This is a genomic window from Sporosarcina ureae, from assembly GCF_002109325.1.
GTDB lineage: Bacteria > Bacillota > Bacilli > Bacillales_A > Planococcaceae > Sporosarcina > Sporosarcina ureae_C.
This window is the reverse complement of sequence record NZ_CP015348.1, coordinates 1,135,001-1,161,855: the sequence shown is the minus strand read 5'-3', so window position 1 is coordinate 1,161,855 and position 26,855 is coordinate 1,135,001. Positions and strand designations below refer to the sequence as shown.

Below are 26,855 nucleotides of genomic sequence, written 5' to 3'. Positions count from 1 at the left end.
ATAAAATCCTCCTGAACAACAGTATACAGAGATTACTGTTCGATAGAGGGGGAAAGTATGAATTTTCCTTTACAATTGAGAAATTGTGGCGTTCTATTGTCTTGTACATGTAAAAAATACTATAATAAGAACTAATGAATTCAGGTAACGGGTACTGATTCTTCATTTCATTCACATCGATTGAATAAAATCTTAGGTTAAAACAGAATGCTTCGAAAAGGATGAGGATAAATGATTTTACTTGAAGGGGAGCAATGTTATCTGCGCATTCTGACAGAAGATGATGCGTATCAGTTCACCCAAATGCTCATAGCGAATAAAGAGTACTGGACGGAATTTGAACCCCGTCACGATAATACGTATTATACAGTTGCGATGCAGCGCGATAAAATACGTGAATCACTGTATCAGATGCGTGATCGTCGGGAGTATAATTTCGGTATTTTTGATTCGGAGACCAGTATGATCATTGGTCAAATTTCATTGTACAGCATCAAAAGGTTACCGTTCTCCAGCGGATTTGTCGGGTATTCCATTGACCAGCGCCAAACAGGAAGAGGAATCGGTACTGAAGCGGTCTTGCTTATTAATCAGTTTGCGTTTGAAAAAGTAAATTTGCATAGGGTAGAGGCGTACGTATCACCGCGTAATGTAGGCTCGGTGAAAGTGTTGGAAAAGGCAGGATACCATCGTGAAGGGTTGCTACGGCAATTGCTGTTTATCAATGGTGTGTGGGAAGATCATTATATGTTTGGAATGGTAGAAGAGGATTATTGAAAGGGTAAGACCCTTTGGGAAAAGTGGATGACTATATGGAAAAGCCGGCTCTTCGAATAGAAGAAGCCGGCTGTTTTGATTAGACGTATTTTACTGAGATAGTTCCTGTGCTTTGTAACCATCTTCAATAATGTCCAGCTTGCCGTTTTCGGGGTTGATTACAAGACCGTGAACATTTACATCAGTTGGGATAAGAGGGTGGTTACGGATCGCGTCTACACTCTGTTTTACGCTCTCTGTCACGTCACTAAAACCGTGTAACCATTTCTCCATGTCAATTCCCGAATACTTCAATGTTTTGAACATGGTCGGATCCACACCGCGTTCTATCATATGCCCAATAATATGATCTGTATTAATAGAACTCATACCGCAGTCATGGTGTCCAACTACATAGACTTCATCTGCCTGTAATTCATAAACTGCTACTAACACACTTCGCATTAGACCGCCAAAAGGAGACGTGATAATCGCGCCAGCACTTTTAATAATTTTAGCATCGCCATTTTTCAAGTTCATCGCTTTAGGAAGAAGCTCGATCAGTCTAGTATCCATACATGTAAGGATGACAATCCGTTTATTAGGGAATTTTGTAGTAGAGAACTCTTCGTACTTTTTATCTTCGACGAACGTCTTGTTGTAATTCATAATTTCAGATAATGATGTCATTGTAGTATCCCTCCTGGACGGTTTATATGTAATCTGTAAAAAAAGAAAAGAGTTGCCGTTTGAGGCAACTCTAATCATAAAATCCATATCCATTAAGACTGGAATAGAAGCAAATTAGTTTCTGCCTTCAGGTTTTGGATCAACTGTAATTGAGTCATTTGAATCTAATGATCCAGACAAGAAGTGCATCGTAAACAATGATGCAAGTCCAAGAACGACCATGTAACCGATAACTGTTGTATACATTAAGCCCATTTGAAAGCCCCTCTTTCCAAAATATATTATGTTCTCTTATATATTATACACGATATCCGGATGAATATTAAGTGCTTCAGCAAACTTTGAATGAGAAGTGACAGATTTTAGAATGCCCAATTACCGTTACGGAAGACAGGTTCAACTGTTCCGTCCTCGAGAATTCCGTCAATATCCATCTTTTCAGATCCAATCATGAAGTCCACATGTGTCAAGCTTTGATTCAATCCATTGGCTTGTAGTTGTTCGGAATCCATTTCTTTTCCGCCGTCTAGACAAAATGCGTACGCGCTACCGATCGCTAAGTGATTTGAAGCATTTTCATCGAATAAAGTATTGTAGAATAAAACATTTGAATTAGAAATAGGTGAGTCATGTGGTACCAATGCCACTTCACCAAGGAATTGTGAGCCTTCATCGGTGTCGACAAGTTGCTTCAGTATTTCTTCTCCTTGATCCGCGGAAACGCTTGTAATTTTACCATTCTCGAATTGGATAGTGAAACCATCAATAATTGTACCCGCATAGCTCAGTGGTTTGGTACTTGTAACAGAACCATTGACACCTGTTTTTAAGGGTGCTGTAAAGACTTCTTCAGTCGGCATATTGGCCATGAATTCATGGCCGGCCTGGTTAACACTACCAGCTCCACACCATAAGTGCTTTTCCGGTAATTCTATTGTTAAATCAGTGCCTGGAGCTGTATAATGGAGTTTGCGGTAATGTTTACCATTCAAGTAATCTACTTTTTCATGTAGGTTTTCATTATGCTTTTTCCACGCCTGCACTGGATCGTGTTGATCGGCTCTTACAGCACGCAAAATGGAATTCCAAAGAGCAGGTACTTGTTCTTCCATAGGTAGTTCAGGGAAGATTTTGGCTGCCCACGCAATTGACGGTGCAGCAATTACTGTCCAGCTAAATTTATCTGCTTGCATAGCTTGTCTGAACTTACTGAGAGCTGTGCTGGAAGCTTTTTGATTATCGCGTATTCTGCTAGACTCAATACCATTTAGTAAGTCTGGGTCTTGCGATACGATCGACATAAAAGCTGCGCCTTTTTCGGCAAGCTGTTCACGTTCCATTTGTTTCCACGAAGGAAACTCGGAAAACGAATCTGCAGGTGCTTTTTCATAACGCAGACGTGTTACGACATCGTCTACCCAGTCTACGAAAACTTGTCTTGCACCAGCTTCATACGCTTTTTCAACGATTAATCGAACAAATGAAGTAGTTTCTGTAGAAGCGCTGATGAATAGATATTGGTCCTGTTGAATATTTACACCCACCTTTACAGCTAAGTCGGCATAATTGGAAAGTTGATCTTGAAATTGATTCATCATGACATCTCCTTTTTACGTATTGTGACAATTCTAACAAGCGGGGATTGCAGTTCGCAACGATAAAGCAATACGGATAGTATAAAATACTCTTAGATCCATAAGAATAGTCGACTGTTTGCCCTAAACAACGTCATAAAACAACCGAAATAATAAGAAGAATGTAGTATTTGGAGGCTTTATACATGGATTTATCCACAATTGTAGGTTTGGTATTAGGATTTGCTGCTCTACTTGTTGGGATGACGCTCAAAGGAGTAACACCTGATGCGTTATTAAACCCGGCTGCAATCCTGATCATCATAGCAGGAACGATCGCCGCCGTTGTCATCGCGTTTCCAATGAACGAGTTAAAAAAAGTACCAAAATTATTTAAAATCATTTTCACTCAACAAAAGCTTGCATCAGATGGAGAGTTGATTCGTCTATTTTCTTCTTGGGCTGATATTGCACGTCGAGAAGGATTACTTGCTTTGGAAGCGAAAACAGATGAAATTGATGACCCATTTTTAAAGAATGGCTTAGGTTTGGCAATTGACGGACAAAATGCCGATTATATTCGTGATGTATTAAGCGAGGAAGTAGAGGCTATGCAAGAGCGACACTCCGTCGGGGCGCTCATTTTTTCGCAAGCCGGTACATATGCACCTACATTAGGGGTTTTAGGAGCCGTTGTAGGTCTGATTGCCGCACTAAAAGATATGAATAATATTGATGCGTTAGGACATGCGATTTCTGCTGCATTCATTGCGACGTTGCTTGGTATTTTCACAGGATACGTTTTATGGCATCCATTTTCCAATAAACTTGTACGTAAATCAAAAGAAGAAGTCCGCCAGAGGACCATGGTAATCGAAGGAATTCTTTCCGTATTGGAAGGGGAGGCACCGCGTGTCATCGAACAAAAGTTAGCATCTTATCTTTCTGTTGAGGATCGGAAGAAGCTAGCTATTGACGGCGGCGAAGGAGCTGGTAAAGTTGGCGAAGAAGCGTAAGAAAAAGAAACATGAAATAGAACACATCAACGAATCCTGGCTTTTGCCTTATGCCGATCTATTGACATTATTACTGGCATTATTCATCGTATTATTCGCTACTAGTTCAGTGGATGAAGGGCGATTTGCAGAAGTCTCTAAAGTGTTCAGTGAAATATTCGAAAGTGGCAGCGGAATCATGAGTGAAAGCGCGCCAACGACTACCCCAGTCCCTGACGACTCGGTAGGAGAGTTGGATGAGAACTCCTCCTATATGGAAGATCAGCAATCCTTGGGCGAAACGCAGGACGATTTAGACGAATACATTGCAGTAAACGAGCTAGAAAATCAGTTTGACACCAAAATGACGAATGAAGGCTTATTGCTGACGATTCGCGATAGTGTGTTGTTTAAATCGGGACAAGCGACAATCAATCCCGAGTATAAGAGACTGGCTAATGATATTTCTCAGTTACTGACACTTGATAGACCGCGCCAAGTGGTCATCACAGGTCATACAGATGATATTCCCATCAATAACGCGCAGTACTCATCAAACTGGGAACTAAGCGTTATGCGTGCTGTAGAGTTCCTGAAAATCATTGTGCAGGACAATGAAGTCGATCCGAATCTATTCAGCGCAAAAGGATACGGAGAATATAAGCCAATTGTTCCGAATGACACGATAGAAAACCGCAGTAAAAACCGTAGAGTAGAAGTACTCATTCAGCCACTCGTCTTAAAAGATGGCACACCGGTCAAAACGCAATAAAAAAGAGGCTGGGACAAAACTCTATAAAATGAAAAAATAGCGTGAAACCAAGTTCTAAGAACCCTGGTTTCACGCTGTTTTTATTCTGACCTTTTTGTTTATTAAGCTAGATTTTCTACTTATGTCCCAGCCTCGTTTTTTTATTTGCGCATAGAACCAAGTTCTGCCGCGATTGCTTGCATTTCATTTGGCGTGATGTTGTCACGCTTCATAACCGTAGTATACATGTAATACAAGTCTTCATATTGTTCCGTGCTGAAATTTTCGGACTTCATTGCATCCACATTTACCATGCGAAGCTTTTCTTTAATTTTTTCAATCATGTATGAGATATTCTCTGGTGATTTTGTAGATAGATCCATGTTCGTACCGCCTTTCCTCTAATGGAAACTATCATTTCATGAAAGTCGTAAGCTGTCAACTGAACTGTGAAGTGTTACTTGCGCGCTTCTTCACGCTCTTCGTCAATTTTCTTCTTGAACCTTCTAGTTTCCATAATAACTACTCCGGACAAGCCTAGCAATCCAATCAAGTTTGGAATCGCCATTAATCCGTTTAATACATCAGCTAAGATCCATACTAGATCAAGTGATGCAGTGGCGCCCACATAAATAAATGCAACAAATACTACACGGTATGCGAGTACAGCCACACGATTAGGGAATAAATACTGGAAACATTTCTCGCCGTAATAACTCCACCCTAAAATAGTAGAAGTAGCAAAGAATACTAGTCCAATTGAGACTAAAATGGGTCCAGTACTACCGAGGAAGGAGCCAAATGCTTGGGCTGTCAAAGCACCCGCATCAATTGACTTATCTTGCCATTGATTACTCATAACAATAGTAACACCTGTAATCGAACAAATGATTAATGTATCGAATAATACTTGCGTCATCGATACAAGTGCCTGACGCCCGGGCATGTCTGTACGTGCAGCTGCTGCAGCGATGGGTGCTGAACCTAAACCTGCTTCGTTAGAGAAGAGTCCGCGCGCTACACCAAATCGGATGACTGTACCGATTGCACCGCCGGCAACTGCCTGACCTGTAAATGCATCCGTGAAAATAAGGCCGAATGCCGCTGGAACTTGTTCAATATTCAAAACCATAACGATCGCTCCGGCAATGAAATAAAATAATGCCATGATCGGTACGAAAAATGCCGTTACACGACCGATAGATTTGATTCCGCCAAGAATGACAAGAGCTCCAAATATCAATAGAGCAATTCCCGTAATGTAGTGAGGTACTTCAAATGTGCTATTCATTACATCTGCAACTGCCTTTGATTGTGTTCCATTACCAATCCCGAAAGCAGCCAAAGCGCCGAATATCGCAAATAGTACACCGAGCCATTTTTGTTTTAAACCATGCTCGAGATAGTACATCGGTCCTCCAGCCATTAAGCCGTTGGAATCTTTAACGCGATACTTAACAGCAAGAATTGCTTCACTATACTTTGTCGCCATACCGAAGAAACCGGCTAGCCACATCCAGAAGATAGCACCTGGTCCACCTGCTACGACGGCAGATGCAACCCCGACAATATTACCAACACCTACAGTGGCGGCCATCGCGGTCATCAATGCCTGGAACTGTGAAATATCCCCGTCAGCTTGTTTATCATGTTTCCGTGAGAATACTTGTTTCAAAGAATAGGGCAGTAAACGTAATTGAATGAATGTCAAACGCATTGTTAAATAAATACCGGTACCAATTAATAAAATCAATAACGGGGGTCCCCAAATCAAATCGGACGCAGTGGTCAAAAACTTTTCGATGTTCTCCATTTCATCCCCTCCAATTTCTCTATGATGTTTGTATCGTTTCCACAGTTGCTGGAATCAACCCCTCTCAATAAATTCTGATAGTATATGTTATTGTTAATAATCCAAAAAATAGAACCGTTCGTCAAGCTTTTTTTTAATAAAGTGGAACAAAGATTGTTTGGTAACTTGTAGTGTGGGTATAATGAAGTGAGACGTAATCGTGAATAAGGAGGCGAAACAAGTATGGGTTCTAGTAAATTTGGAAGATATGTATTAGGCGGCGCATTAATTGGAGCTGCGGTGAGTATGTTAGACAGAGCAACAAGACAACATACGGTCACTACGGCAAGATCATCATATGAAAAAGTATTGTATTACAAAGAAAATCCTGACATCGTAAAAAATGAGTTCCAACAGAAAAAAGAAAAAGTACAAACTCTAGTTGATCAAGTGAAAGGTGATGTGAATTACATCAAATCACAGGTCGATGAAATCAAGACCTTGACTCCGCAAGTGAAAGAAATGTTTGCGGATACAAAAGAAGCAATCTCTGAATCAAAATCAGAGTATGAACAAATCATTGAGGACGATGCAACGGCTGCATCATCTGTTTCTGCGGAAGCAGATGCTTCATTGCCTCCAGCGGTCCAAAAAAAAAACGTAATACCATTAGAGAATCAATAGCAGTAGAATCAGTAAATGAAAGGGGGACACATCAGTTGGATAGACAAAAGAGTGCCCCTTTTTCAGATTCTGAAAATGAAGATGAGTCCAAGAAAGAAAAAGTAAAAGGATTTATTAACGATCTAAAAGATGGAGAAGAAGATGATTTTGATCCGACGACTGCGAGCGGCTTTTTTAAACAATTGATTATCCGTGTGAAAGAATTGGATATTTCAGCAGCTGGTTCGCAGTTAGCATTCTTTTTCCTATTGTCATTATTCCCTCTATTAATCTTTCTTTTCACATTACTACCATACTTACAGTTAGACCAGAGCCAAATCTTTTTGTTTATCCGTGAGTACGCCCCGGAAAGTACTGCTTCTCTAATTGAAGGGACGCTTTCTGAGGTACTAGATAATAAAAGTGGAGGATTACTGTCAGTCGGAATCTTGGCTACAATCTGGTCGGCGTCTAAAGGTATGGGCGCAGTAACAAAAGGATTGAATGATGCATACGAAGTGGAAGATGATAGAAACTTTATCGTTTCTAAAGGATTGTCAATTGCGTTTACTATTATGTTAGTGGCGACGGTAATCATCGCATTAGTGCTACCTATATTCGGTCAACCGATCGGGCAAGTGATCTTCACATTCTTAGGATTGGAAGAAACATTCCTGACTGTATGGAATTTAATACGATTCCTCATTCCGCCATTCCTGATCTTTGCAGTATTCTCTTTACTATACTGGCTAGTGCCAAGTGTGAAGTTGCATTTTAAAAGTATACTTCCGGGTGCTATTTTTGCAACAATAGGATGGATCATTACGTCACTAGGATTCTCGTTCTATATTAGTAATTTTGGAAGCTACGCCAATACGTACGGGAGTATCGCTGGAATTATCGTATTAATCATGTGGTTATACCTGTCAGCTATCATTTTGATACTCGGAGGTACAATCAATTCAGTCGTGAAAAATCGTCAAGAACATAACCAACAAATTGTATAAAAAAAAGTGAAGAAAGGGATTCCCTTTCTTCACTTTTTTTTATTCTATTTTATTAAGCATCCGTAAACCATTTAATATAACCAATATTGTACTTCCTTCGTGTCCAATGACACCAAGAGGTAAATCCACTACTTGCATGAAGTTTGCGATAATGAGGATCGAGATGACCGCTATCGAGAAGAATACATTTTGTTTAACGATTCGTTGCATTTTTCGTGAAAGCTTAATAGCGTATGATAAGCGATTCAAGTCGTTTTGCATGAGCACAACATCAGCTGTCTCGAGTGCCACATCTGTACCTTCACCCATCGCAATACCGGAAGTGGCGGTAGCTAGAGCAGGAGCGTCATTGATTCCATCTCCCACCATACCGACCATACCGTACTTCTTCAATAGTTGCTTAAGCTGAACCACTTTCTCCTCAGGTAGACATTCTGCTACGTAGGAATCCACACCTACTTCGCTTGCGATGGCTTGTGCAGTCTTTTCATTATCACCAGTCAACATGACGGTATGGAGACCTAAAGACTGCAGCGATTTAATCGCTGAAATAGCTTCTTTACGTAATGTATCTTGTAAAGCTGCTAATGCTACAATTCCTTGTTCATCTCTCATGAAAATGACGGTTTTTCCTTCATTCGCTAGTGATACTGCCACATTGTTTTGAAAATCTTCCACTAACTCTTCGCCAACAAATTTCGGTTTACCGATTAGAATGTCCCCTTGATCGGTTTCTGCTTTTATACCAAATCCAGGAACGTCTTCAATATGAAGATTACGTTCAGGTTCTACACCATGCTCTGCAGCGTAATTAATGATAGCTTTTGCCAATGGATGATTGGACAGCGATTCCGCACCTGCAAACAAAGCAAGCGTCTCTTTCATGTCTGCACCTTCACGAACGATGAAATCCATCACAATAGGTTTACCATTCGTCAAAGTACCTGTTTTATCAAAAGCAAATGCTTGCAAGGTACTTAAGTGTTCTAAATGGACTCCGCCTTTAAATAATACCCCTTTTCTAGCACCATTAGAAACAGCCGCTAATGTAGCAGGCATGATCGAAGCCATTAATGCACAAGGGGAGGCGACTACTAGCAAGACGATCGCACGGTAGAAGGATGTAGTCCAGTCCCAGTTAAATAAAAAGTGGGGGAGGAACATCATGATGACAACCGCTGCGAGCACAATCTTTACATAAGATCCTTCAAAGCGCTCGATAAATTGTTGAGAAGGAGATTTCTCGCTTTGTGCGTTTTGCACCATTGTAATAATCTTTTGGAATAACGTTTCGGAACTTGGTTTAGTCATTGTCATGCGGATCGCACCACTAATATTGACTGTCCCTGCAAATAATTCATCATTTTCCTGCTTCGTCACAGGTATAGATTCTCCGTTGATAGCTGACATGTCGATCGAAGTGATGCCGCTCAAGATTTCACCATCAACCGGAATTCGTTCACCAGGTTTAACTAGCAATACAGATCCAATAGATAGGGAATCTGTAGATACTTTTTTCTCGCTACCGTCTTCAAGGATCAACCAAGCTTCTTCAGGTTGCAATTCCATCAAAGAAGATATTTCATTATGGCTTTTATTAAGTGTATAGGTTTCTAGTGCACCGCTAATTGCGAAGATGAAGATCAGGATTGCACCTTCAGCCCAGTATCCGATAATTCCTGAACCGATCGCTGCAAAAATCATGAGCATCTCGACATTCAGTTCCTTGTTTTTTATTGTTTCTTCAATACCTTCTTTTGCTTTAGCGTAACCACCAATCAAAAACGCTATAATATACAGCGTTACCGAAAAGGACTCTGGACCGTTTTTTCCTAAAATCCATGCTGCAAGAATGATAATTCCAGATAATATAGCCGCAATCAGCTCAAGACGTGCAGACCAGTCAATCGTCTGTTCTGGTTGTTCTTTTGCGAGTGATGTCATGTAATCTCCTCCTAATTGATAATGAGTTTCAATTTCAAAGCTCTTATTAAAGCAGGAAAGTCGACTCTACAGTAGTAGAATCGACTTTTCGGGCATTAAAATAGAATGAATATGAAGTTGTAATAGTTATTATCTACAGTATATCATTTCTCAATGAGAAGTGTTACTTAAATGGCTAATTAATGCAAAAGTAATGGATAGTAAATACACAGAGTAAAGTTGACGCAGTGAGTACAAAGGGATTGAAGCTTCGATTGGGGACGCTTTCCAGGAATGCAAAGGGTTCGCTTGACCGTAATTCTGTATATTTTATAGAAATTAAGGCGCCTGTCCAGGGTCTCAAGATCACTCCAATTCCCTAGGAGTCGCCTCAGCTTCCGCCTGGAACGCAGCGTAACGATGGATAACCGCTGCATCACTTATCCATGCCAATCTATTTATTTACATAAAAAAGCAGCGAATGATAGTTCTCATTCGCTGCTTGCTTATTAGTTAAATACTTTTTCTTTGAACTGAGAAAGCTTTTCTAAAGATGACTTGTCAATATCAGCATGTAAACTGTTACCGTGAGAGTCCATTGTGACGACTGCAGTGAAGTCCTCTACGCGTAAATGCCATAGTGCTTCTGGAATACCGAACTCCAGTAAGTCGACGCCTTCTACCTCTTTAATACAGTCAGCATAATACTGCGCTGCACCGCCTATACCATTCAAGTACACACCGCCATGCTCTTTAAGAGCCGCAAGTGTTCTAGGTCCCATTCCGCCTTTACCAATTACCGCACGGATACCGAACTTTTTCATGATATCACCCTGGTACGGTTCTTCACGCATAGAAGTCGTGGGTCCCGCAGCTTTGATCTCATACTTACCTTCATCATTCTTTAGAACAACTGGTCCACAGTGATAGATGACTTGTCCATTCAAATCAACTGGTGCGTCATTGTCCATTAAGTGCTTGTGGATGGCGTCACGGCCTGTGTACATACGGCCAGAAATTTTCACCACGTCGCCAACATGAAGGTCGCGAACGTCTTCCTCTGAAATGGGTGCTTGCAAGTGTACGATACGTGCAGTGGATTTTGCTTCTTCAGCTGGCTGTTCGAATGCAATTTTCTCGCCTTCATTATAGTGCCAATCCATGATTTCGCCAGTTGTTGCATTGATGTTCACTGCCATACGGCGATATGCCCAGCAGTTATACGCTACAGATACGTAGAAGCTTGCGGGAATGCGGTGCATGACACCGATTTTACATCCTAATAATGTAGCTTCTCCGCCGAAGCCCATTGTTCCGATTCCAAGAAGATTGGCTTTTTCTAATACGTACTCTTCCAACTGCGCAAGCTCAGGAACTGGATTAACGTCCGTTACATTGCGGAAAAGTTGTTCTTTCGCCAAGTCATATCCAGATGAACGGTCGCCACCGATTCCGACACCGATAAATCCAGCAGAACAACCTTGTCCTTGTGCCTGGTAAACCGAGTGAAGGATACATTTGCGAATACCGTCTAAATCGCGTCCTGCACGACCAAGACCTTCTAATTCAGTAGGGAGACTGTACTGGATGTTTTTGTTTTCACATCCGCCACCTTTTAAGATTAATTTTGCTTCTATGTAATCTTCTTCCCATTGTTCAAACTTTACAACGGGCAAGCCAATACCTAAGTTATTGCCGCTGTTTTCACCAGTCAATGAATCTACAGCATTTGGACGGAGCTTTCCTTTTTCCGTAGCTAACTCCAAGGCGCGTACAATTGCCGCTTTGATTTCCAATTGGTTTACTCCGATTGGTGTTTTGATCTTGAATGTAGGAAGGCCTGTATCCTGACAAATTGGAGATAGTTTATCATCTGCCATATTGATGTTATTTGCGATCGTATCCAAACTCATAGCAGCGCTTGTTCCTTTGTTTTCTTTTTCCTTTGCGGAAAGGATTGCGCGTCTAACGTCCTTTGGCAAGTTTGTGGACGTTTCACAAACTAGTTCATAAATACTCTTCTCAATTTTCTCTATGTACATCTCAAAATCCCCCGTTAGTATATGTTATTTTTTCGAACTATCCATCTGTTCTTCTAATTCATCGAGTAACATGATTAGACGATCTATATCTTGGAGGTCCGTGTGTTCAGGTTCAATCGCTTCTAATGTTTCGATGAATTGATTGAATCGATTCTTCAGTTCGAAGACTTGTTCGTTATTTTGTGAGTTATCCATACGTACACCTCTTTCTATCATTGATATCGTATACGAAAACACTGTTTTTTTCAATCTGATTTTGTTGTGCGTACTACAAACAACAAATAAAAAAGAAAATAGTAGAAATTTCATTAAAACACTTTACAATTAACAGAATAGTTGTTATAGTAAGTTTAATCAAAAGAAAAGGAGGTCGTAGTTATAGAAACGAATCGAATCCTAGACACATAACAACGAAGGAGGGGATCCGTAACAGTCCAACGGCAGTGAATAAGTTGGATAACTACGAATATAAACATGCAAATTGAAGATGAATCAAATAATTAGAGACCTTATCTGTTGGCAGTAAACAAACAGATAAGGTCTCTCATTTATTGTGTAATTTTATTTCCTTTTTCATATTCCTTCACTAATTGATCTAATGAATGGAATTCATATCCCTGCTTCTTAGCATCTCGAATGAAATCGGGAAGTGCCTCTGCATTATCAGCTGCTACGGTATGCATAAGAATGACAGCGCCCGGGTGTAATTGATTCATCAATTCATTATAGGCATACGCTTTTCCTTTTCGCTGGTCACGGTGCCAGTCAATGAAGGCAACAGACCAGAAAATATGTCTGTATCCCAGTTCGTTCCCTTTTTCTAGTAGCTTCGCATTGAATGTACCCTCTGGTGGCCTTGCGTAGATCGTTCTCTTTAGACCAGTAGTAGCGTATACAATTTCATCTAACCTCTTCCACTCATCTTCCATCTGCTGTTCGGTTATATTGGCCATGTTCGGGTGATCATATGAATGATTCCCAATTCCATGACCATCCTTTACCATACGCTTTACTAAATCACTTGCACTTTTTACATAATGCCCAGTCAAGAAAAATGTGGCGGGTGCTTTCTCTTTTTTTAGTGTATCTAAAATGCTTTCTGTGTATCCGTTCTCGTATCCGTTATCGAACGTTAGATATACAACTTTTTTATCGTCCTTCCCTTTATAGATTGCACCGTAATCATCAAGCAATTTATCCAATTCTGCTCCTGCGGAAGGAGGAACTCCCTCAGTTGCCTTCTTAAATCCCCAATGAAAAGCTTCAGCCTGGACAGTGAAGGGATTCATCACAACGCCAACGATCAGTAAACAAGATGCCAGTAGAAATCCCGACAGATGTTGAGTCATTAAGCATCACTCCTTTTTACTAAGCATGTACCAATCCACTCTTTGTATGTAATGAAATAAAAAATGTTTGTCAAAACGTGAAAACGTCTTAACAAACATTGGATATCATTTTAGTAAATTTTCAAGTGCTGGTCGTAATGAAGGGTAATCGAACGTAAACCCATGGGCTAACAACTTTTTCGGTAGTACATGCTGACCTTGCAAGACGACGATACTTTTTTCACCTAATGCAACTTCCATAGCAAAACTTGGTACTGGGAACCAGTGTGGACGATGCAATACTTTGCCGATTGTTTTGCCGAAAGCGTTCATATGCATCGGACTTGGTGCCACTACGTTAACGGGACCTTCAACATCATGATTCTCTATGGAAAAGAGGATGGCGTTAGCCACGTCTTCAACATGCACCCATGAGAACCATTGATTGCCCGAACCGATTTTACCACCGGCAAATAATTGATAAGGAAGTTTAATAAGTGGAAGTGCACCACCATCTTTACCGAGCACAATACCGAAACGAGTATATACAGTACGTACACCTAATTCTTTCGCTTGCCCTGCGAGATTTTCCCAGTCATGTACGGTTTGTGCGAGAAAATCATCCCCGACTGCAGTAGAATCTTCAGTGTACTCAGCAGTGAGCGATGTAGGATAAATCCCAATAGCACTTGCATTCACTAAAACACGTGGTTTCTCAGGAAGCGTACGCATAATACGCAATACTTCTTGCGTAGCTGTTATTCGACTATCGTGAATCTGCTTTTTTCGCTCTTCCGACCAACGACCATCATCAATTGACACGCCTGCTAAGTTAACAAATGCATCTACGTGCCCCAATTCATTTTCGGGTGAAGCATGATCAGTCAACCATTGAACATAATGAACATCATTATGTTGTGATGAAGGCTTACGCGTTAAAATAATTACTTCATGACCCTTTAGCTTTAATTTCTCAGTTAAGATACTGCCAATGAATCCAGTTCCCCCTGTAATAACCACTCTCATAATGGTTTCCCTCCATTCTCTTGAAAATTAGTACACTATTGCTGACCACCACCGCAAGAAGCGGTATACTTAGACAAAGTAGGTGATGGAAACGTGCCGCTTATTACCAAAATATCACAACAAAAAAGAGATAGCGAACGTTATAATATTTTCCTTGATGATCAATATGCATTTAGTGTCCATGAAACAGTCTTAGTGAAATTTGAACTCACGAAAGGCATGGAATTGGACGATTGGTCTACGGACGAGATTGTTTATTCAGACCAAATTGAAAAAGCATTTAACCGTGCTTTACATTTTTTATCGTTCCGAATGCGAAGTGAAATGGAAGTTAAGAAGAAATTGCTTGAAAAAGAATATGGAGAAGCGGTTGTTCTAGAAGCTATCGTCAAATTAAAACGGCTTGGCTTTTTGAATGATGAAGCATTTTCGGAAGCACTTGTACGCACAGAAAAAAATAGTACGTTAAAAGGCCCGAGAGCTATTCAGCAATCTCTCTATAAAAAAGGTATACCCAAAGAACTGCAAACTCAAGCATTGGAGGAATATACAATGGAAGATCAAATGGCTAATGCCATGAAACTGGCTGAAAAAACGATGCGATCGAATAGTTCACAGCCACCAGCACAAGTTAAGCAAAAAATACAGAATTCATTGGCTAGAAAAGGGTTTTCTTATCAGCAGATTTCGGAAGTTCTCAGCAATTTAACAATCGAGCGGGATGAAGAAGAATGGTCCGACATTACGTCTGCATTCGGTGAGAAAGCATGGAGACGCTACCAAAGTAAATACTCAGGATCCGACCTTAGACAACGTGTGAAGCAATCGATGTATCAAAAAGGTATTCCACTCGGTCAAATCGATCAATTTATTGAACAGAAAAGGAATGAAGAAGATGGATACTGAAAAACATTATAGTGACATGAATGAAAACGAACTACGTAGCGAAATCGGTAAATTGATGGAAAAAGCGCGTAAAGCGGAACAGATGGGGATGCTCAGTGAATATGCTGTTCATCAAAGAAAAGCAGTTCTAGTGCAATCATATCTTGTGGATCCTGCTACGATTAAGCCTGGTGAAATGTATCGTATTGAAGGAGACGATGGCGTGTTCTTTCAAGTGGATTATCTAAAAGGGCTATTCGCATGGGGGTATCGCTTAGGCGGAGACAAAGCTGAAGAGGCATTGCCACTTGCGATGTTGAAAAATATAAAAAGCGGAAAATAAAAAAAAGAGCGCTCGTGCTTAATGCACGAACGTTCTTTAATTATTAGGAGCAAAATTAAGTTTTTTACGTAGTTTTTCCTCTGAGAAAATCCACCCAGTATAGGAATTCACTACTTCTAAATCTTCATTGACATGTGCTACCGCTACGAATGGATAGTAACCTTTACTTCGGTAACGTAGATCTATCAAACGAACTTCGTAAATAGCCGCTTCTTCTGAAATTGACCAACGATAGAGAGGCGAAAACGAAGTGAAAGCCTGCATGTTCGGATCTTCCAACGCCGCTTCAACTTGAGGTGACATTGGCATAGTTTCACGTTTGAAACGTTCGTAAATAGTAATGGAACGCCCGTATGCTCGTCCTACATAATGATCAACCTCTGTCGTTGCAGCAATTCGCCACTGAAAGAAGTTCATCGTAGGTGCAGTGAATATATGCGTCGCATTCGGAATCGTCTTCTTTACAGCATTTTTTACTGCGCTCTTTACTGCAAAACGCAATAGGTAATAGAAGAATAAGACGATATACAATATAGACATTGTCAAGACAGGGTCTGTACCGAACACCCACGCCAAGATTGCCACTACATGAAGTCCGAAAATAATCGGATCGAATGTATTGATCACACCTATGGCTACCCACTTTTGTGAGAATGGCCGAAGAGCCTGAGTGCCATACGAGTTGAAAATATCCACAAAGACATGCGTGAATACCGCTAAGAATGACCATGCCCATACATGAAGGAAAATAGCACCCGGCACAATGAAGGTCAACAGTATGGAGATCAATAACGGCCACAGCATAACCGCTGGAACCGAATGTGTAATGCCTCGATGGTTAGTTAAATAAACTGCGTTGTTTCTAAGTTTCAGAACCGTATCTATATCGGGAATGAGTGAACCAACCATAATACCAGCAAAAACAGCGCCCATCGTGGCAGGTTCAGTTGCTACGACTGAGTCGGCAAGGGCCAATCCACTAATCGCAACACCCATTGCAATATGTGTGCCTGTATCCAAATTATCACTCCTTTACTGAAAGAGTTATATACTACTTATAATTATATACCCTTTATTATCATAACTAAAAGCATTTACATGAAGAAACGAGGTCCATATGCAAATCATTGAACAAAAGAAAGCATTCCAAGATGCATTATTGACTTGGTATGAAGCCGAAAAGCGAGACTTGCCTTGGAGAAGAACCGATAATCCATATTATATTTGGGTTTCGGAAGTCATGTTGCAACAAACACGAGTAGATACCGTCATTCCGTATTATGAGCGTTTCATCGAGAAATTTCCAACTATGCAAGACCTGTCAACTGCACCTGAAGAAGATATTTTGAAAATGTGGGAAGGGCTTGGCTATTATTCCAGAGTGCGTAACTTGCAGTCGGGTGTGAGAGAAGTCGTTGAAACATATGGCGGGAAAGTTCCGAACAATCGTAAAGAAATATCTACGTTAAAAGGAGTAGGGCCTTATACAGCAGGCGCTATCTTGAGTATTGCCTATGGAGTACCTGAACATGCAGTTGACGGAAATGTTATGCGGGTATTGTCGAGAATATTGTTGATTGAAGAAGATATTGCATTGCCCCGTAATAAAAAGTTGTTTGAACAAGCTGTGATGGAATTAATTTCGGAAGAAGATCCCTCTTCGTTCAACCAGGCACTTATGGAACTGGGTGCGACAATATGTACACCGAATCCTCATTGTTTATTATGTCCTGTTAGGGAATATTGCATCGCATTTGAAGAAGGAAAACAACAACAATTGCCATTCAAGATAAAAAAGCAAAAAATGAAGCACGTTTCGCTTGCTGCATTTGCGATTCAAAACAATGAGGGGAATTGGCTGTTACAGAAACGTCCAAGCACCGGATTGCTTGCAAGTCTTTGGGAATTTCCAATGTTTGAACTTCAGGAAACTTCTACAGTCGAAGATTTTGAAAAAGAGAATGGATTGAAATTAAAAAACATGCAAGAGCTACCGCGAGTTCAACACGTGTTCTCTCATATAACTTGGGACATCCATGTATATCGTGCACAATTGGAGAGCGAACATGCGGGAGATGATTTACAGTTTTTCACGAAACAACAAGTAGAAGCACTACCAAAATCAAAACCTGTGCTGAAAATTATCGAGTTGCTGGAATGGTAAAAACTTCTTCATTCACTTTGAATAAAAGTCTAAGCTATTGGACATCATAGTGATTACGGAGGTGAATAATCTATGCCTAAGCAACCAAAGCGTAACGCACAACAAGATCCATCTATGACAGATGCGAATCAAGTGAAGAAACAGAATGCGCAATCTGCAATGCAACAACCGATGAATGAAGAGTTCGCTTCCGAGACGGACGTTAATCAAGTTCGTCAGCAAAACGCGCAATCTGCAATGAACATGCAGTCTTCTTCCGCGACGCAGTCCTCTATGAACGAGGAATTCGGATCTGAAACAGATGTCAATCAAGTGAAGCAAGAGATCAACAAAGCAGAAGCTAACAAACAAAAAGCTTCTGGAGCACGTGCGAACCAATATAAAGGTTCAAACTAAGCATGTACATCAAGAACCGGTAGAAATGGCTAACATAAGCCATTTCTACCGGTTTTCTTGCGTGAATAAACGTGCTGTGGACCTAGTTAATTCAATCAATTACAAAATAGATGGTTGAATCGTTTTAAATTTGGGAAAGCAGTTGGTATAATGGACAGATAGCAAGAGCGGCAAGGCTCAAAGGTGGTAGAGAAAATGGCAATTCCAAAAGAAGGAGATACAATACAGATACACAGCTACAAACATAACGGCAAAATTCATCGTGTTTGGCAAGAGACACTTGTATTAAAAGGTACACGGAATATCATCATCGGTGGAAATGAACGTACGCTTGTGACAGAATCGGATGGTCGCACATGGCTGACACGTGAACCATCCATTTGCTATTTTCATGCGGAAAACTGGTTCAATATCATTTGTATGTTACGTGAAGACGGTGTGTACTATTATGTCAACATAAGTTCACCATTCGTTTATGATGAAAAGTCCTTAAAGTATATCGATTATGACTTAGACGTAAAAGTATTTCCTGACATGAGTTACTTGATTCTGGATGAAGACGAATATGCAGATCATAAACGTCAAATGAATTATCCGGAAGTTATCGATCAAATCTTGCAGGATAACTTAACGAAACTCCTTGGTTGGATCAAGCAGAGAAAAGGTCCTTTTGCTCCCGATTTCATCGATGTCTGGACTTCGCGTTATGAATTTTATAAGCAAATCCAAGAAGAACAAATCTAGACCTGCTTGCACTCGTGCAAGTCAGGTTTTTTTAGTAGGAGGAACAAAATGGGTGAGAGTATTAAACGTTATCTTCAATTTGTAAAGCCTTATAATTGGCAAATTGTCTTCACTGTTCTCATTGGTGTCGTAAAATTTGCTATTCCTTTATTTCTACCCTTATTAATTAAAATCGTCATCGATGACATCATCGGTTCGCCGACGATGAGTGATCCAGAAAAGACTAAGCAGTTATTTTATTGGCTTGGCGGAACAATCATCGTGTTCTTCTTAATCCGTCCACCTGTTGAATATTATCGTCAATACTACGCACAGCTAGTCAGTAATAAAATATTATTCGATATCCGTAAATCACTGTATAGTCATTTACAGAAGCTTGGTTTACGATTCTATTCGAATACACGCGCAGGTGAAGTAATCTCGAGAGTCATCAATGACGTGGAACAAACGAAAAACTTCGTCATGATTGGCTTGATGAATGTCTGGCTCGACTTGGCTACTATTTTAATCGCCATAGCAATTATGCTGACACTTGATGTGCAACTGACACTGGTAACATTATTGGCATTTCCATTTTACGCATTTAGCGTCAAGCACTTCTTCGGCAAATTACGCCAATTGACACGTAAACGTTCGCAGGCACTTGCGGATGTACAAAGTTATCTTCATGAGCGCGTGGCGGGTGTTAGTATTATCAAAAGTTTTGCGATAGAAGATAAAGAACAGGAACGTTTCGATGAAGTGAATGGTAAATTCCTAGAGCGTGCAATCGAACATACACGTTGGAATGCAAAAGCTTTTGCGGTTGTCAATACGATTACTGATGTCGCACCACTTCTCGTCATAGGCTATGCAGGTTACCAAGTAATCAATGGTTCATTATCTGTAGGAACAATGGTCGCGTTCATCGCATTTATCGAAAGATTATATTCACCATTACGTCGTTTAGTTAATTCATCCACATCATTGACGCAGTCGTTCGCTTCGATGGACAGAGTATTAGACTTGATGAATGAAAAATATGATGTTGTTGATAAAGAGAATGCAAAAGAGTTACCATCGATTGCTGGAGAGATCGAGTTTGATCATGTCAGCTTTGCATATGAAGAAGATGAAGTACTGAAAAATATTAGTTTGAAGATTCGTCCTGGTGAAACAGCCGCACTTGTTGGTATGAGTGGTGGCGGGAAATCAACTATTATCAGTTTGATCCCGCGATTTTATGACGTGACGTCTGGTGCTATTCGCATCGACGGCCATGACATCCGCGACGTAAAGGTTAAATCGCTTCGAGATCAGATCGGTATGGTACTTCAAGATTCGATTCTGTTCAGTGATTCTGTCAAAAGTAATATTTTGATGGGGAAGCCAGATGCCACAGATGAAGAAGTCATCGCTGCAGCAAAAGCCGCAAATGCGCATGACTTTATTGAAACATTGAGTGAAGGATATGATACCAGGGTAGGAGAGCGCGGCGTGAAGTTGTCAGGTGGACAGAAGCAACGTATCTCCATTGCCCGCGTCTTCCTGAAAAACCCAGCATTGCTCATTTTGGATGAAGCAACGTCTGCCTTGGATTTAGAAAGTGAAGCGCTCATCCAAGATTCATTGGAACGCTTGGCGCACGATCGCACTACACTAATTGTCGCCCATCGACTATCTACCATTACACATGCGGATTGTATTTATGTAATAGACCACGGAGACTTAAAAGAATCAGGTACTCACCAGGAATTAATGAAACTAGACGGTACATATGCTGGTTTATACAATCGCCAAGAACTTGGTGGATAAATGAAAAGCTCAAGTCAATCGGTGTGTGTTCTATAACGAACGATCTGAACCAATAAACTTCAATAATTGATAAAAATAAAAACGGCACAAGACTTTAAAAGTCATGTGCCGTTTTATTAATAGAATTCGTCTTCTAAAACATTCTCTTCGTCTTCATATCGTGATTGATAAGAAGTGATCAGCGTATCCAGATGTTCTAGCTGTTCCTCGTAATTCAGGATGGACGAGAGGACATGAAGTAAATGATAAGAAGAAAATTCTTCTTCTTCATTAGTAATCGCAATTTCCTTAACGAAAATATTCATCACTTCTTGTCGTTGCATAAACTCGCTATGTGTTTCATCGTCGTCGTAATCCGCTTTTAGCTTACCAACGAATTTCAGATGAAGCTGTTCATGATAGACGAGTAATGACTCTAGACGCTCCTGAATCATCATTCGGAAGTGCTCTGGAAGATTGATGAGTTCATTTTCATACATATGCATCCTTTTGAGAACGTCATAACTACTCCTAGTTGTACCAATCAATTGTCGATAGACAACAAGCCGTCTCGCTTTTGCGGCAGTAGTTTTCTTGAAATAGCTGCGCTCTTCTTTAAATAATAAGTACAGCTGATCAATTTGAATCAGACGTTCCTTTAACTTACTCAACGATTTCTTCATAGCAGTATGTTCAGACACTTGACGACCAGCTAAACGCGTCCAACGAATAATTTCGTCCTGTGCCTGATGAATCGCCTGAAACAGTTTCGTTTCATATTTCGGTGGCATGAACACTAGATTCACAATGAATGCCGCCAGTACACCTACCAAAATAGTACCTACACGAAGGAGGGCAAATGTTAGGAAGGCATCATCTTTAACCTCCATCACTGCAATCATTGTAACGAGTGCAAGTGACATAGATTTTTCGAGGCCCAGTTTCAACATAATAGTCATAACGATGACAGCTGCCAAACCGACTATTATAAGTTGAGGACCAAAGATGAGAGTGAATAAGACTGCTATAGTGGCACCGATTAAATTACCTTGCAATTGTTCTACTATTGTTAAGTATGATCTGTAAATAGAGGGTTGGATTGCGAAAATAGCTGCAATACCTGCGAACACTGCTGTAGGTAATTCTAATAAATTTGCGAGAAACAGAGCAAATACAATCGCAATACCCGTCTTAAAGACGCGGGCACCAAGTTTCATTGGGTAATTCCTTTCCTAAAAGCTCTTTTATGCTTACTTTACAATATACGCATAAAACGGTCAATTGTTCTATTTTAAAGTGCTTTAAATGCGCGATCTACTGCTTCAAGTGTTTCGTTTATATCTGATTCAGTATGAGCGGAAGTTAAAAACCATGCTTCATACTTAGATGGGGCTAAGTTGATGCCGTTTTTCAGCATTTCTTTAAAGAAACGTCCGAAAATTTCACCATCCGTTGCTTCAGCTTGCTTGTAGTTTTCTACTTTGACGTCTGTGAAAAATAACGTAAGTGCGCCTCCAAGACGATTGATCGTCAATTGGATACTGTGTTTTTTAGCCAATTTCAGAATGCCGTCTTCAAGTAAACCGCCTAAGCGATCCATCTCTTCATAAATGCCTGGTTCTTGAAGCACTTCTAGACAAGCGATTCCCGAAAGCATAGATGCAGGATTTCCAGCCATTGTTCCTGCTTGATAAGCGGGGCCGAGTGGAGCAACTTGTTCCATGATTTCTTTTTTACCGCCATAAGCGCCAATTGGTAGGCCACCGCCGATAATCTTTCCGAATGCTGTTAAATCCGGTTGAAGACCGAGTAATGTTTGTGCCGCACCGTAATGGAAACGGAACGCTGTAATGACCTCATCATAGACAGTCAGAACGCCTTGCTCTTTAGCTAACTCATGAACAAGTTCCAAGAACCCTTCATTTGGCTCGACGATTCCAAAGTTCCCGACAATTGGTTCGATTAGAATACAAGCAAGTTCATCGCCCCATTGTTTCATCGCTTCTTTAAAGCTTTCGGGATCATTGAATGGAATCGTGATGACCTCTTTCGCGATAGAAGAAGGTACGCCTGCGGAGTCCGGTGTGCCTAATGTAGCGGGACCTGATCCAGCAGCTACTAATACAAGATCGGAGTGACCGTGATAGCATCCTGCGAACTTCATAATCTTCGTACGTCCAGTAAACGCTCTCGCTACACGAATGGTCGTCATGACAGCCTCTGTACCGGAGTTAACGAAACGAACTTTGTCCATTCCGGGAATTGCTTCTTTTAACATTTTTGCGAATTGTACTTCGTGGCGTGTCGGTGTTCCGTAAAGCACACCTGTTTCCGCCGCTTTTGTGATCGCTTTTGTAATGTGCGGGTGCGCATGTCCTGTAATGATTGGACCATATGCTCCCAAGTAGTCAATATATCGATTCCCATCAACATCATAAAAATAAGCGCCTTCTGCTCGTTCCATAACAGTAGGTGCACCTCCGCCAACCGCTCCGTATGCTCGGGCAGGGCTGTTCACGCCTCCCACAATATGTTCACATGCTTCTGCGTAGATTGCCTCTGAATTTTTTCGGTTCATTAGTAATTCCTCCAAATCATTTATACGTTATCCATTTTAGCATTAATCGAAGTGAAGTCTCTACCTTCAGAGTGAAGTATAGGTAAATTGTAAAATTCAAATACTTCCGATACGATAAGTGTGGAGAGAGTAAGTACACTATTCGTTTATATATATTAGAGGAGGAATTCAAATGGAAAATTTAGAAGGAAAACAAGCACCAGCATTCTCATTATCGAATGAAAATGGAGAAATGGTTTCATTAGATCAATATAAAGGAAAAAGCTATGTAGTTCTGTATTTTTATCCGAAAGATTCAACGCCTGGTTGCACGACGGAGGCATGTGATTTTCGTGATGCGCACGCGAACTTTGAAGGACTGAATGCTGTAGTGCTGGGAGTGAGTCCGGATCATGCAGTATCTCACCAAAAGTTTATCACAAAGCATAGCTTGCCGTTCTCCCTACTAGTAGATGAAGACCATGCGGTAGCTGAACAGTATGGAGTTTGGAAACTAAAGAAGAATTTCGGCAAGGAGTATATGGGCATAGAACGCTCGACATTTTTGATTGATCCAACGGGTACCGTAGTAAAGGAATGGCGAAAAGTTCGAGTGAAAGATCATGTAGCAAATGCACTAGCAACACTTGAGCAACTAACTAAATAGGAGGTTGTCACATGAAGGTACTATTCACATTTAAGATTAAAACTACATTTAAAGAGCAATTAAAAGAGAAGTATCCTAATGTCGAATTTATATATACTACAAATATTGATGATGCTTCATTGGAAGATATAGAGGTAATCGTGACAGATGGTGGAGATTTAACATCAGAACATGTCGAAAAAGCTACCGCGTTAAAATGGGTCATGGTAGCAGCGGTTGGAGTCGATACATTACCAATTGAAGCACTTCAGGAGCGCGATATTTTAGTTACGAATTCGCATGGTGTTCATAAAATGCCGCTAGCCGAATCTGTATTGGCACATTTACTATCCTTGGAACGTGGATTGCCAGGTATCTATAAAAGAGAGGATAAAAAAGAATGGAAGCTAGATTCTTTACCTGGTGAAATGAATCACTCCACTGCTTTAATAGTAGGAACTGGTGCAATTGGTGGGGAAATCGGACGCTTACTTCAGGCATTCCATGTCCGCACGATTGGCTGCAATCGTTCGGGTCACTCAAATCCTTCAATGGATGAAACAATTTCATTCCAAGAAATACTTGAGAGATTACCGGAAGCGGATTATGTCATCTCTATCTTGCCAAGTACGCCCCAAACAAGATGGATTTATCAGCCAGAGCATTTTCGTGCCATGAAAGAGACAGCGGTCTTTATGAATGTAGGTAGGGGAGACGCAGTGAAAGAGCAGTGTGTGTTGGATGCCTTGCAACAAAATGAAATTCGTCATGCGGTCCTTGATGTCTTTGAAACAGAGCCGTTGCCTGAAGATAGTCCGTTTTGGGAATTGCCCAACTGTACAGTATCTCCGCATATGTCCAGTCTTTCCGATCAATATATCAAACGTTCACTTGATATCATGGATACCAATCTTGATAAGTGGGTGGCGGGGGAAAAGGACCTTATCAACCAAGTTGATTTAGCAAAAGGTTATTAATATAGCATAATCGGCAGAAATGTTGACAATGCACCTCATAATTGAGTACACTAATTATAATGATTATAAAGAAGTAATTCTTATGAAGTGAGGTGCATTACGATGCCTGGAGTATTCTTAAAAGATGCGTTAGTGACATTGAAAGAAAGTGGTGTGAGAATAACTCCACAACGACATGCGATTCTTGAGTATTTAATCACATCCCATTCACATCCGACTGCTGATGAAATCTATAAAGCACTAGAATCAGATTTTCCCAATATGAGTGTGGCGACAGTTTATAACAACTTGCGTGTATTTCAAAGCTCTGGATTAGTCAAAGAGTTGACGTACGGAGATTCGTCAAGTCGTTTTGATTTCGTAACACATGACCATTACCATATTATTTGTGACGACTGCGGAAAGATTGTAGATTTCCACCATCCTGGTTTAGAAGAAGTAGAACGTCTTGCAGCGCATGTGACAGGATTCCAAGTGAATTCACATCGTTTAGAAGTGTATGGAACTTGTCCTGATTGTGCAGCGATGCAACAGAATCAAGCGAAATAAAAGAGTGTAACCCATTTGGGTTACACTCTTTTATTTTGTATTATTTTTCTTGCTTTACTTTTTTATTATACGCAATGTCGAATTCTTTACCTTCAAGATTGGGGTCGAGTGTCAACGGCTCGCGACAATGTCCGCACATATCAACTCGTCCAAGCACTTTTGTATGCTTGCCGCAATTTGGACACTGAACTCGTACAGCCCGTGTAGAAAGGGTACCGATCCACGCATACACCACTGTACTACCGATAATTGCAACCATGCCCAAAAACATAAAGATCAACATAACTACTTCATTAGAACGGAAGAATATTCCGATGTACATAATGACGACTCCGATGAAAATTAGTGACAAGGCAAATGACCGAATACGATTTATTTTATTTTTGTAAGGCTTCATCTCAAGTTTCCTCCTAACGCTATCCTCACCTAATATATCATATTATTATTTAATTGCAGTACAAACTCCCTTTAAATTAAAGGATTTTATGTGAAATTCGTCGAAATAGAGTATTCGAGACTATCTATAGAAAACTGGGAGGCGAGAAAGTGGAACAAATGCTACGGCCAGTATACCAAGAGAGAGCGAGCTTGCCCGAGACGTTAAGTGTCCTTCTCATTGGCAATCAAAGAGAAGATGATCCGATTACGGATACATTTGATGAAATCTTATTCATCATCACTTCAAATAATGAAATACCGATTCAGACAAAACACTATACAGATGGCAAGCGTAAAGCAGCCATGCATATCATTAGCGAGCGCCAACTAACACACTGGTTACTTGTGGGAACCAATAAGAAAATCATTGATTGGTTAATCCTCGGCAAGTTATATTTTGATCGAGATGAATATGGGGAGCAGCTGAAACAGCGTTTATCCGAAGAACCGTTATTCGGTAGAGGGATTAAAATGGGGATGGAAATGGCTAAAATGATTCGCGCTTATAATGAAGGGAAAATTCATTTCGAAAGAAAACAATACATGGATTCCTATCTATTCGCGATCAATACACTGCATAACTTAGCTAGGTTCGTCGCTGTTAAGCATAACGTTTTACCTGAAAATACTGTGTGGGCGCAAATGAAGAAAATAGATCCAGCTGTTTTTAAGTTGTACGAAGAATTAATTGGAAGTGAAGAAGAATTAGAGAAACGTCTAGATTTAGTGTTCTTGGCAAGTGAGTTCTTTATTCATAACTACACAAGTGAAGCAGCAACACATTTATTGGATATTATGAGCGAAAGAGAATCTTGGACTATCCAGCAATTGCATGA

General features: G+C 40.5%; 29 protein-coding genes (1 of these 29 cut by a window edge). 15 read left to right on the top strand and 14 right to left on the bottom strand.

Translation table 11 applies throughout. The features are described 5' to 3' along the window. Nucleotides 1-231: 231 nt before the first annotated feature. Nucleotides 232-777 carry a GNAT family N-acetyltransferase gene (locus tag SporoP32a_RS05925; RefSeq protein WP_085427055.1) on the top strand — a complete coding sequence of 182 codons (546 nt, stop codon included), beginning with the start codon at nucleotides 232-234 and terminating at the stop codon, nucleotides 775-777. A 90-nt stretch (nucleotides 778-867) separates the two neighbouring features. Here SporoP32a_RS05925 and SporoP32a_RS05920 read toward each other — a convergent pair whose 3' ends face one another. The 3 genes from SporoP32a_RS05920 to SporoP32a_RS05915 form a co-directional block, all read right to left on the bottom strand. After that, on the bottom strand, nucleotides 868-1,446 hold the full coding sequence (locus SporoP32a_RS05920; RefSeq protein WP_085427054.1) for a beta-class carbonic anhydrase: 579 nt from the start codon (nucleotides 1,444-1,446) through the stop codon (nucleotides 868-870). 114 nt (nucleotides 1,447-1,560) lie between these two features. After that, nucleotides 1,561-1,701 carry a hypothetical protein gene (locus tag SporoP32a_RS17005; RefSeq protein WP_198166227.1) on the bottom strand — a complete coding sequence of 47 codons (141 nt, stop codon included), beginning with the start codon at nucleotides 1,699-1,701 and terminating at the stop codon, nucleotides 1,561-1,563. A 107-nt stretch (nucleotides 1,702-1,808) separates the two neighbouring features. Next, nucleotides 1,809-3,041, bottom strand: a complete 1,233-nt coding sequence (locus tag SporoP32a_RS05915) for an aminopeptidase (RefSeq protein ID WP_085427053.1) — start codon at nucleotides 3,039-3,041, stop codon at nucleotides 1,809-1,811. A 185-nt stretch (nucleotides 3,042-3,226) separates the two neighbouring features. On the opposite strand from SporoP32a_RS05915, the gene motA reads away from it, so the two are divergent. Next, nucleotides 3,227-4,036, top strand: coding sequence for a flagellar motor stator protein MotA (gene motA, locus SporoP32a_RS05910; RefSeq protein WP_085427052.1), 810 nt, complete (start codon nucleotides 3,227-3,229; stop codon nucleotides 4,034-4,036). Next, nucleotides 4,020-4,787, top strand: coding sequence for a flagellar motor protein MotB (motB, locus tag SporoP32a_RS05905; RefSeq protein ID WP_085427051.1), 768 nt, complete (start codon nucleotides 4,020-4,022; stop codon nucleotides 4,785-4,787). The genes motA and motB overlap by 17 nt, the downstream gene beginning before the upstream one ends. 140 nt (nucleotides 4,788-4,927) lie before the next feature. Here the strand turns inward: motB and SporoP32a_RS05900 are convergent, their stop codons facing one another. Together SporoP32a_RS05900 and SporoP32a_RS05895 are read right to left on the bottom strand one after the other, a co-directional pair. Next, nucleotides 4,928-5,149 (bottom strand): DUF1128 domain-containing protein, encoded by a 222-nt coding sequence (locus SporoP32a_RS05900; RefSeq protein WP_085427050.1) that lies wholly within the window; start codon nucleotides 5,147-5,149, stop codon nucleotides 4,928-4,930. A 74-nt stretch (nucleotides 5,150-5,223) separates the two neighbouring features. Then, nucleotides 5,224-6,579, bottom strand: a complete 1,356-nt coding sequence (locus SporoP32a_RS05895) for an alanine/glycine:cation symporter family protein (protein WP_085427049.1) — start codon at nucleotides 6,577-6,579, stop codon at nucleotides 5,224-5,226. A gap of 222 nt (nucleotides 6,580-6,801) precedes the next feature. Here SporoP32a_RS05895 and SporoP32a_RS05890 point away from each other — a divergent pair, with 222 nt between their 5' ends. Next, entirely contained in the window at nucleotides 6,802-7,242 is a 441-nt protein-coding gene (locus SporoP32a_RS05890) for a hypothetical protein (protein WP_085427048.1), read from the top strand. Nucleotides 7,243-7,277: 35 nt separating this feature from the next. Beyond that, entirely contained in the window at nucleotides 7,278-8,228 is a 951-nt protein-coding gene (locus SporoP32a_RS05885; protein WP_085427047.1) for a YihY/virulence factor BrkB family protein, read from the top strand. Between the two features lie 39 nt (nucleotides 8,229-8,267). Here the strand turns inward: SporoP32a_RS05885 and SporoP32a_RS05880 are convergent, their stop codons facing one another. The 5 genes from SporoP32a_RS05880 to SporoP32a_RS05865 all read right to left on the bottom strand — a co-directional run bounded on the left by SporoP32a_RS05880 (nucleotide 8,268) and on the right by SporoP32a_RS05865 (nucleotide 14,547). Then, a complete protein-coding gene (locus tag SporoP32a_RS05880; RefSeq protein ID WP_085427046.1) occupies nucleotides 8,268-10,172 on the bottom strand; it encodes a heavy metal translocating P-type ATPase in 1,905 nt (634 codons plus the stop codon). A 488-nt stretch (nucleotides 10,173-10,660) separates the two neighbouring features. Then, nucleotides 10,661-12,193, bottom strand: coding sequence for a fumarate hydratase (locus SporoP32a_RS05875; protein ID WP_085427045.1), 1,533 nt, complete (start codon nucleotides 12,191-12,193; stop codon nucleotides 10,661-10,663). A gap of 24 nt (nucleotides 12,194-12,217) precedes the next feature. Then, nucleotides 12,218-12,388 carry an SE1561 family protein gene (locus SporoP32a_RS17000; protein WP_099626174.1) on the bottom strand — a complete coding sequence of 57 codons (171 nt, stop codon included), beginning with the start codon at nucleotides 12,386-12,388 and terminating at the stop codon, nucleotides 12,218-12,220. Between the two features lie 353 nt (nucleotides 12,389-12,741). After that, nucleotides 12,742-13,542, bottom strand: coding sequence for a polysaccharide deacetylase family protein (locus SporoP32a_RS05870; RefSeq protein ID WP_085427044.1), 801 nt, complete (start codon nucleotides 13,540-13,542; stop codon nucleotides 12,742-12,744). Nucleotides 13,543-13,647: 105 nt separating this feature from the next. Beyond that, nucleotides 13,648-14,547: a TIGR01777 family oxidoreductase gene (locus SporoP32a_RS05865; RefSeq protein WP_085427043.1), complete on the bottom strand. Its 900-nt coding sequence runs from the start codon at nucleotides 14,545-14,547 to the stop codon at nucleotides 13,648-13,650. Between the two features lie 93 nt (nucleotides 14,548-14,640). Here SporoP32a_RS05865 and recX point away from each other — a divergent pair, with 93 nt between their 5' ends. Together recX and SporoP32a_RS05855 are read left to right on the top strand one after the other, a co-directional pair. Beyond that, on the top strand, nucleotides 14,641-15,453 hold the full coding sequence (gene recX, locus SporoP32a_RS05860) for a recombination regulator RecX (protein ID WP_085427042.1): 813 nt from the start codon (nucleotides 14,641-14,643) through the stop codon (nucleotides 15,451-15,453). Continuing rightward, nucleotides 15,443-15,775 (top strand): YfhH family protein, encoded by a 333-nt coding sequence (locus SporoP32a_RS05855; protein ID WP_085427041.1) that lies wholly within the window; start codon nucleotides 15,443-15,445, stop codon nucleotides 15,773-15,775. The genes recX and SporoP32a_RS05855 overlap by 11 nt, the downstream gene beginning before the upstream one ends. Nucleotides 15,776-15,811: 36 nt before the next feature. Here the strand turns inward: SporoP32a_RS05855 and SporoP32a_RS05850 are convergent, their stop codons facing one another. Further along, a complete protein-coding gene (locus tag SporoP32a_RS05850; RefSeq protein ID WP_085427040.1) occupies nucleotides 15,812-16,795 on the bottom strand; it encodes a metal-dependent hydrolase in 984 nt (327 codons plus the stop codon). Nucleotides 16,796-16,892: 97 nt separating this feature from the next. On the opposite strand from SporoP32a_RS05850, the gene mutY reads away from it, so the two are divergent. The 4 genes from mutY to SporoP32a_RS05830 all read left to right on the top strand — a co-directional run bounded on the left by mutY (nucleotide 16,893) and on the right by SporoP32a_RS05830 (nucleotide 20,873). Continuing rightward, entirely contained in the window at nucleotides 16,893-17,939 is a 1,047-nt protein-coding gene (gene mutY / locus SporoP32a_RS05845) for an A/G-specific adenine glycosylase (protein ID WP_085427039.1), read from the top strand. A 72-nt stretch (nucleotides 17,940-18,011) separates the two neighbouring features. Beyond that, nucleotides 18,012-18,335, top strand: a complete 324-nt coding sequence (locus SporoP32a_RS05840) for a gamma-type small acid-soluble spore protein (protein ID WP_085427038.1) — start codon at nucleotides 18,012-18,014, stop codon at nucleotides 18,333-18,335. 195 nt (nucleotides 18,336-18,530) lie between these two features. After that, nucleotides 18,531-19,079, top strand: coding sequence for a nucleoside tri-diphosphate phosphatase (locus SporoP32a_RS05835; RefSeq protein WP_085427037.1), 549 nt, complete (start codon nucleotides 18,531-18,533; stop codon nucleotides 19,077-19,079). A gap of 48 nt (nucleotides 19,080-19,127) precedes the next feature. Further along, a complete protein-coding gene (locus SporoP32a_RS05830; RefSeq protein WP_085427036.1) occupies nucleotides 19,128-20,873 on the top strand; it encodes an ABC transporter ATP-binding protein in 1,746 nt (581 codons plus the stop codon). A 116-nt stretch (nucleotides 20,874-20,989) separates the two neighbouring features. Here the strand turns inward: SporoP32a_RS05830 and SporoP32a_RS05825 are convergent, their stop codons facing one another. Together SporoP32a_RS05825 and SporoP32a_RS05820 are read right to left on the bottom strand one after the other, a co-directional pair. After that, complete coding sequence (locus tag SporoP32a_RS05825) at nucleotides 20,990-22,069, bottom strand: FUSC family protein (protein ID WP_085427035.1); 1,080 nt, start codon at nucleotides 22,067-22,069, stop codon at nucleotides 20,990-20,992. A 74-nt stretch (nucleotides 22,070-22,143) separates the two neighbouring features. Beyond that, a complete protein-coding gene (locus SporoP32a_RS05820) occupies nucleotides 22,144-23,430 on the bottom strand; it encodes a glutamate-1-semialdehyde 2,1-aminomutase (RefSeq protein WP_085427034.1) in 1,287 nt (428 codons plus the stop codon). A gap of 172 nt (nucleotides 23,431-23,602) precedes the next feature. Here SporoP32a_RS05820 and bcp point away from each other — a divergent pair, with 172 nt between their 5' ends. From bcp to perR, 3 genes are all read left to right on the top strand, one after another. Next, nucleotides 23,603-24,076, top strand: coding sequence for a thioredoxin-dependent thiol peroxidase (bcp, locus tag SporoP32a_RS05815; RefSeq protein ID WP_085427033.1), 474 nt, complete (start codon nucleotides 23,603-23,605; stop codon nucleotides 24,074-24,076). Between the two features lie 11 nt (nucleotides 24,077-24,087). Beyond that, on the top strand, nucleotides 24,088-25,032 hold the full coding sequence (locus SporoP32a_RS05810) for a D-2-hydroxyacid dehydrogenase (RefSeq protein ID WP_085427032.1): 945 nt from the start codon (nucleotides 24,088-24,090) through the stop codon (nucleotides 25,030-25,032). A gap of 102 nt (nucleotides 25,033-25,134) precedes the next feature. Next, on the top strand, nucleotides 25,135-25,581 hold the full coding sequence (perR, locus tag SporoP32a_RS05805; RefSeq protein WP_085427031.1) for a peroxide-responsive transcriptional repressor PerR: 447 nt from the start codon (nucleotides 25,135-25,137) through the stop codon (nucleotides 25,579-25,581). Between the two features lie 40 nt (nucleotides 25,582-25,621). On the opposite strand, the gene SporoP32a_RS05800 is transcribed toward perR, so the two are convergent. Then, complete coding sequence (locus tag SporoP32a_RS05800; protein WP_085427030.1) at nucleotides 25,622-25,978, bottom strand: YgzB family protein; 357 nt, start codon at nucleotides 25,976-25,978, stop codon at nucleotides 25,622-25,624. A 158-nt stretch (nucleotides 25,979-26,136) separates the two neighbouring features. Between SporoP32a_RS05800 and SporoP32a_RS05795 the strand changes: the two genes are divergently transcribed. Then, a protein-coding gene (locus SporoP32a_RS05795; protein WP_335696128.1) for a nucleotidyltransferase-like protein crosses the window boundary here: on the top strand, nucleotides 26,137-26,855 show its 5' portion. It continues 145 nt past the right edge of the window; the window shows 719 of its 864 coding nt (coding positions 1-719); it begins with the start codon at nucleotides 26,137-26,139; the stop codon falls past the right edge of the window.

Excerpts from the sequence above, each read along its gene's own strand:
- perR (WP_085427031.1), top strand. The coding sequence starts at position 25,135 with ATGCCTGGAGTATTCTTAAAAGATGCGTTAGTGACATTGAAAGAAAGT.
- SporoP32a_RS05825 (WP_085427035.1), bottom strand. The coding sequence starts at position 22,069 with ATGAAACTTGGTGCCCGCGTCTTTAAGACGGGTATTGCGATTGTATTT.
- SporoP32a_RS05920 (WP_085427054.1), bottom strand. The coding sequence starts at position 1,446 with ATGACATCATTATCTGAAATTATGAATTACAACAAGACGTTCGTCGAA.
- SporoP32a_RS05835 (WP_085427037.1), top strand. The coding sequence starts at position 18,531 with ATGGCAATTCCAAAAGAAGGAGATACAATACAGATACACAGCTACAAA.
- mutY (WP_085427039.1), top strand. The coding sequence starts at position 16,893 with ATGCAAATCATTGAACAAAAGAAAGCATTCCAAGATGCATTATTGACT.
- SporoP32a_RS17005 (WP_198166227.1), bottom strand. The coding sequence starts at position 1,701 with ATGGGCTTAATGTATACAACAGTTATCGGTTACATGGTCGTTCTTGGA.
- SporoP32a_RS05880 (WP_085427046.1), bottom strand. The coding sequence starts at position 10,172 with ATGACATCACTCGCAAAAGAACAACCAGAACAGACGATTGACTGGTCT.
- SporoP32a_RS17000 (WP_099626174.1), bottom strand. The coding sequence starts at position 12,388 with ATGGATAACTCACAAAATAACGAACAAGTCTTCGAACTGAAGAATCGA.
- SporoP32a_RS05865 (WP_085427043.1), bottom strand. The coding sequence starts at position 14,547 with ATGAGAGTGGTTATTACAGGGGGAACTGGATTCATTGGCAGTATCTTA.
- SporoP32a_RS05800 (WP_085427030.1), bottom strand. The coding sequence starts at position 25,978 with ATGAAGCCTTACAAAAATAAAATAAATCGTATTCGGTCATTTGCCTTG.
- SporoP32a_RS05820 (WP_085427034.1), bottom strand. The coding sequence starts at position 23,430 with ATGAACCGAAAAAATTCAGAGGCAATCTACGCAGAAGCATGTGAACAT.
- SporoP32a_RS05870 (WP_085427044.1), bottom strand. The coding sequence starts at position 13,542 with ATGACTCAACATCTGTCGGGATTTCTACTGGCATCTTGTTTACTGATC.
- SporoP32a_RS05875 (WP_085427045.1), bottom strand. The coding sequence starts at position 12,193 with ATGTACATAGAGAAAATTGAGAAGAGTATTTATGAACTAGTTTGTGAA.
- SporoP32a_RS05925 (WP_085427055.1), top strand. The coding sequence starts at position 232 with ATGATTTTACTTGAAGGGGAGCAATGTTATCTGCGCATTCTGACAGAA.
- SporoP32a_RS05830 (WP_085427036.1), top strand. The coding sequence starts at position 19,128 with ATGGGTGAGAGTATTAAACGTTATCTTCAATTTGTAAAGCCTTATAAT.
- SporoP32a_RS05855 (WP_085427041.1), top strand. The coding sequence starts at position 15,443 with ATGGATACTGAAAAACATTATAGTGACATGAATGAAAACGAACTACGT.
- SporoP32a_RS05895 (WP_085427049.1), bottom strand. The coding sequence starts at position 6,579 with ATGGAGAACATCGAAAAGTTTTTGACCACTGCGTCCGATTTGATTTGG.
- motA (WP_085427052.1), top strand. The coding sequence starts at position 3,227 with ATGGATTTATCCACAATTGTAGGTTTGGTATTAGGATTTGCTGCTCTA.
- SporoP32a_RS05915 (WP_085427053.1), bottom strand. The coding sequence starts at position 3,041 with ATGAATCAATTTCAAGATCAACTTTCCAATTATGCCGACTTAGCTGTA.
- SporoP32a_RS05890 (WP_085427048.1), top strand. The coding sequence starts at position 6,802 with ATGGGTTCTAGTAAATTTGGAAGATATGTATTAGGCGGCGCATTAATT.
- SporoP32a_RS05900 (WP_085427050.1), bottom strand. The coding sequence starts at position 5,149 with ATGGATCTATCTACAAAATCACCAGAGAATATCTCATACATGATTGAA.
- SporoP32a_RS05810 (WP_085427032.1), top strand. The coding sequence starts at position 24,088 with ATGAAGGTACTATTCACATTTAAGATTAAAACTACATTTAAAGAGCAA.
- bcp (WP_085427033.1), top strand. The coding sequence starts at position 23,603 with ATGGAAAATTTAGAAGGAAAACAAGCACCAGCATTCTCATTATCGAAT.
- SporoP32a_RS05840 (WP_085427038.1), top strand. The coding sequence starts at position 18,012 with ATGCCTAAGCAACCAAAGCGTAACGCACAACAAGATCCATCTATGACA.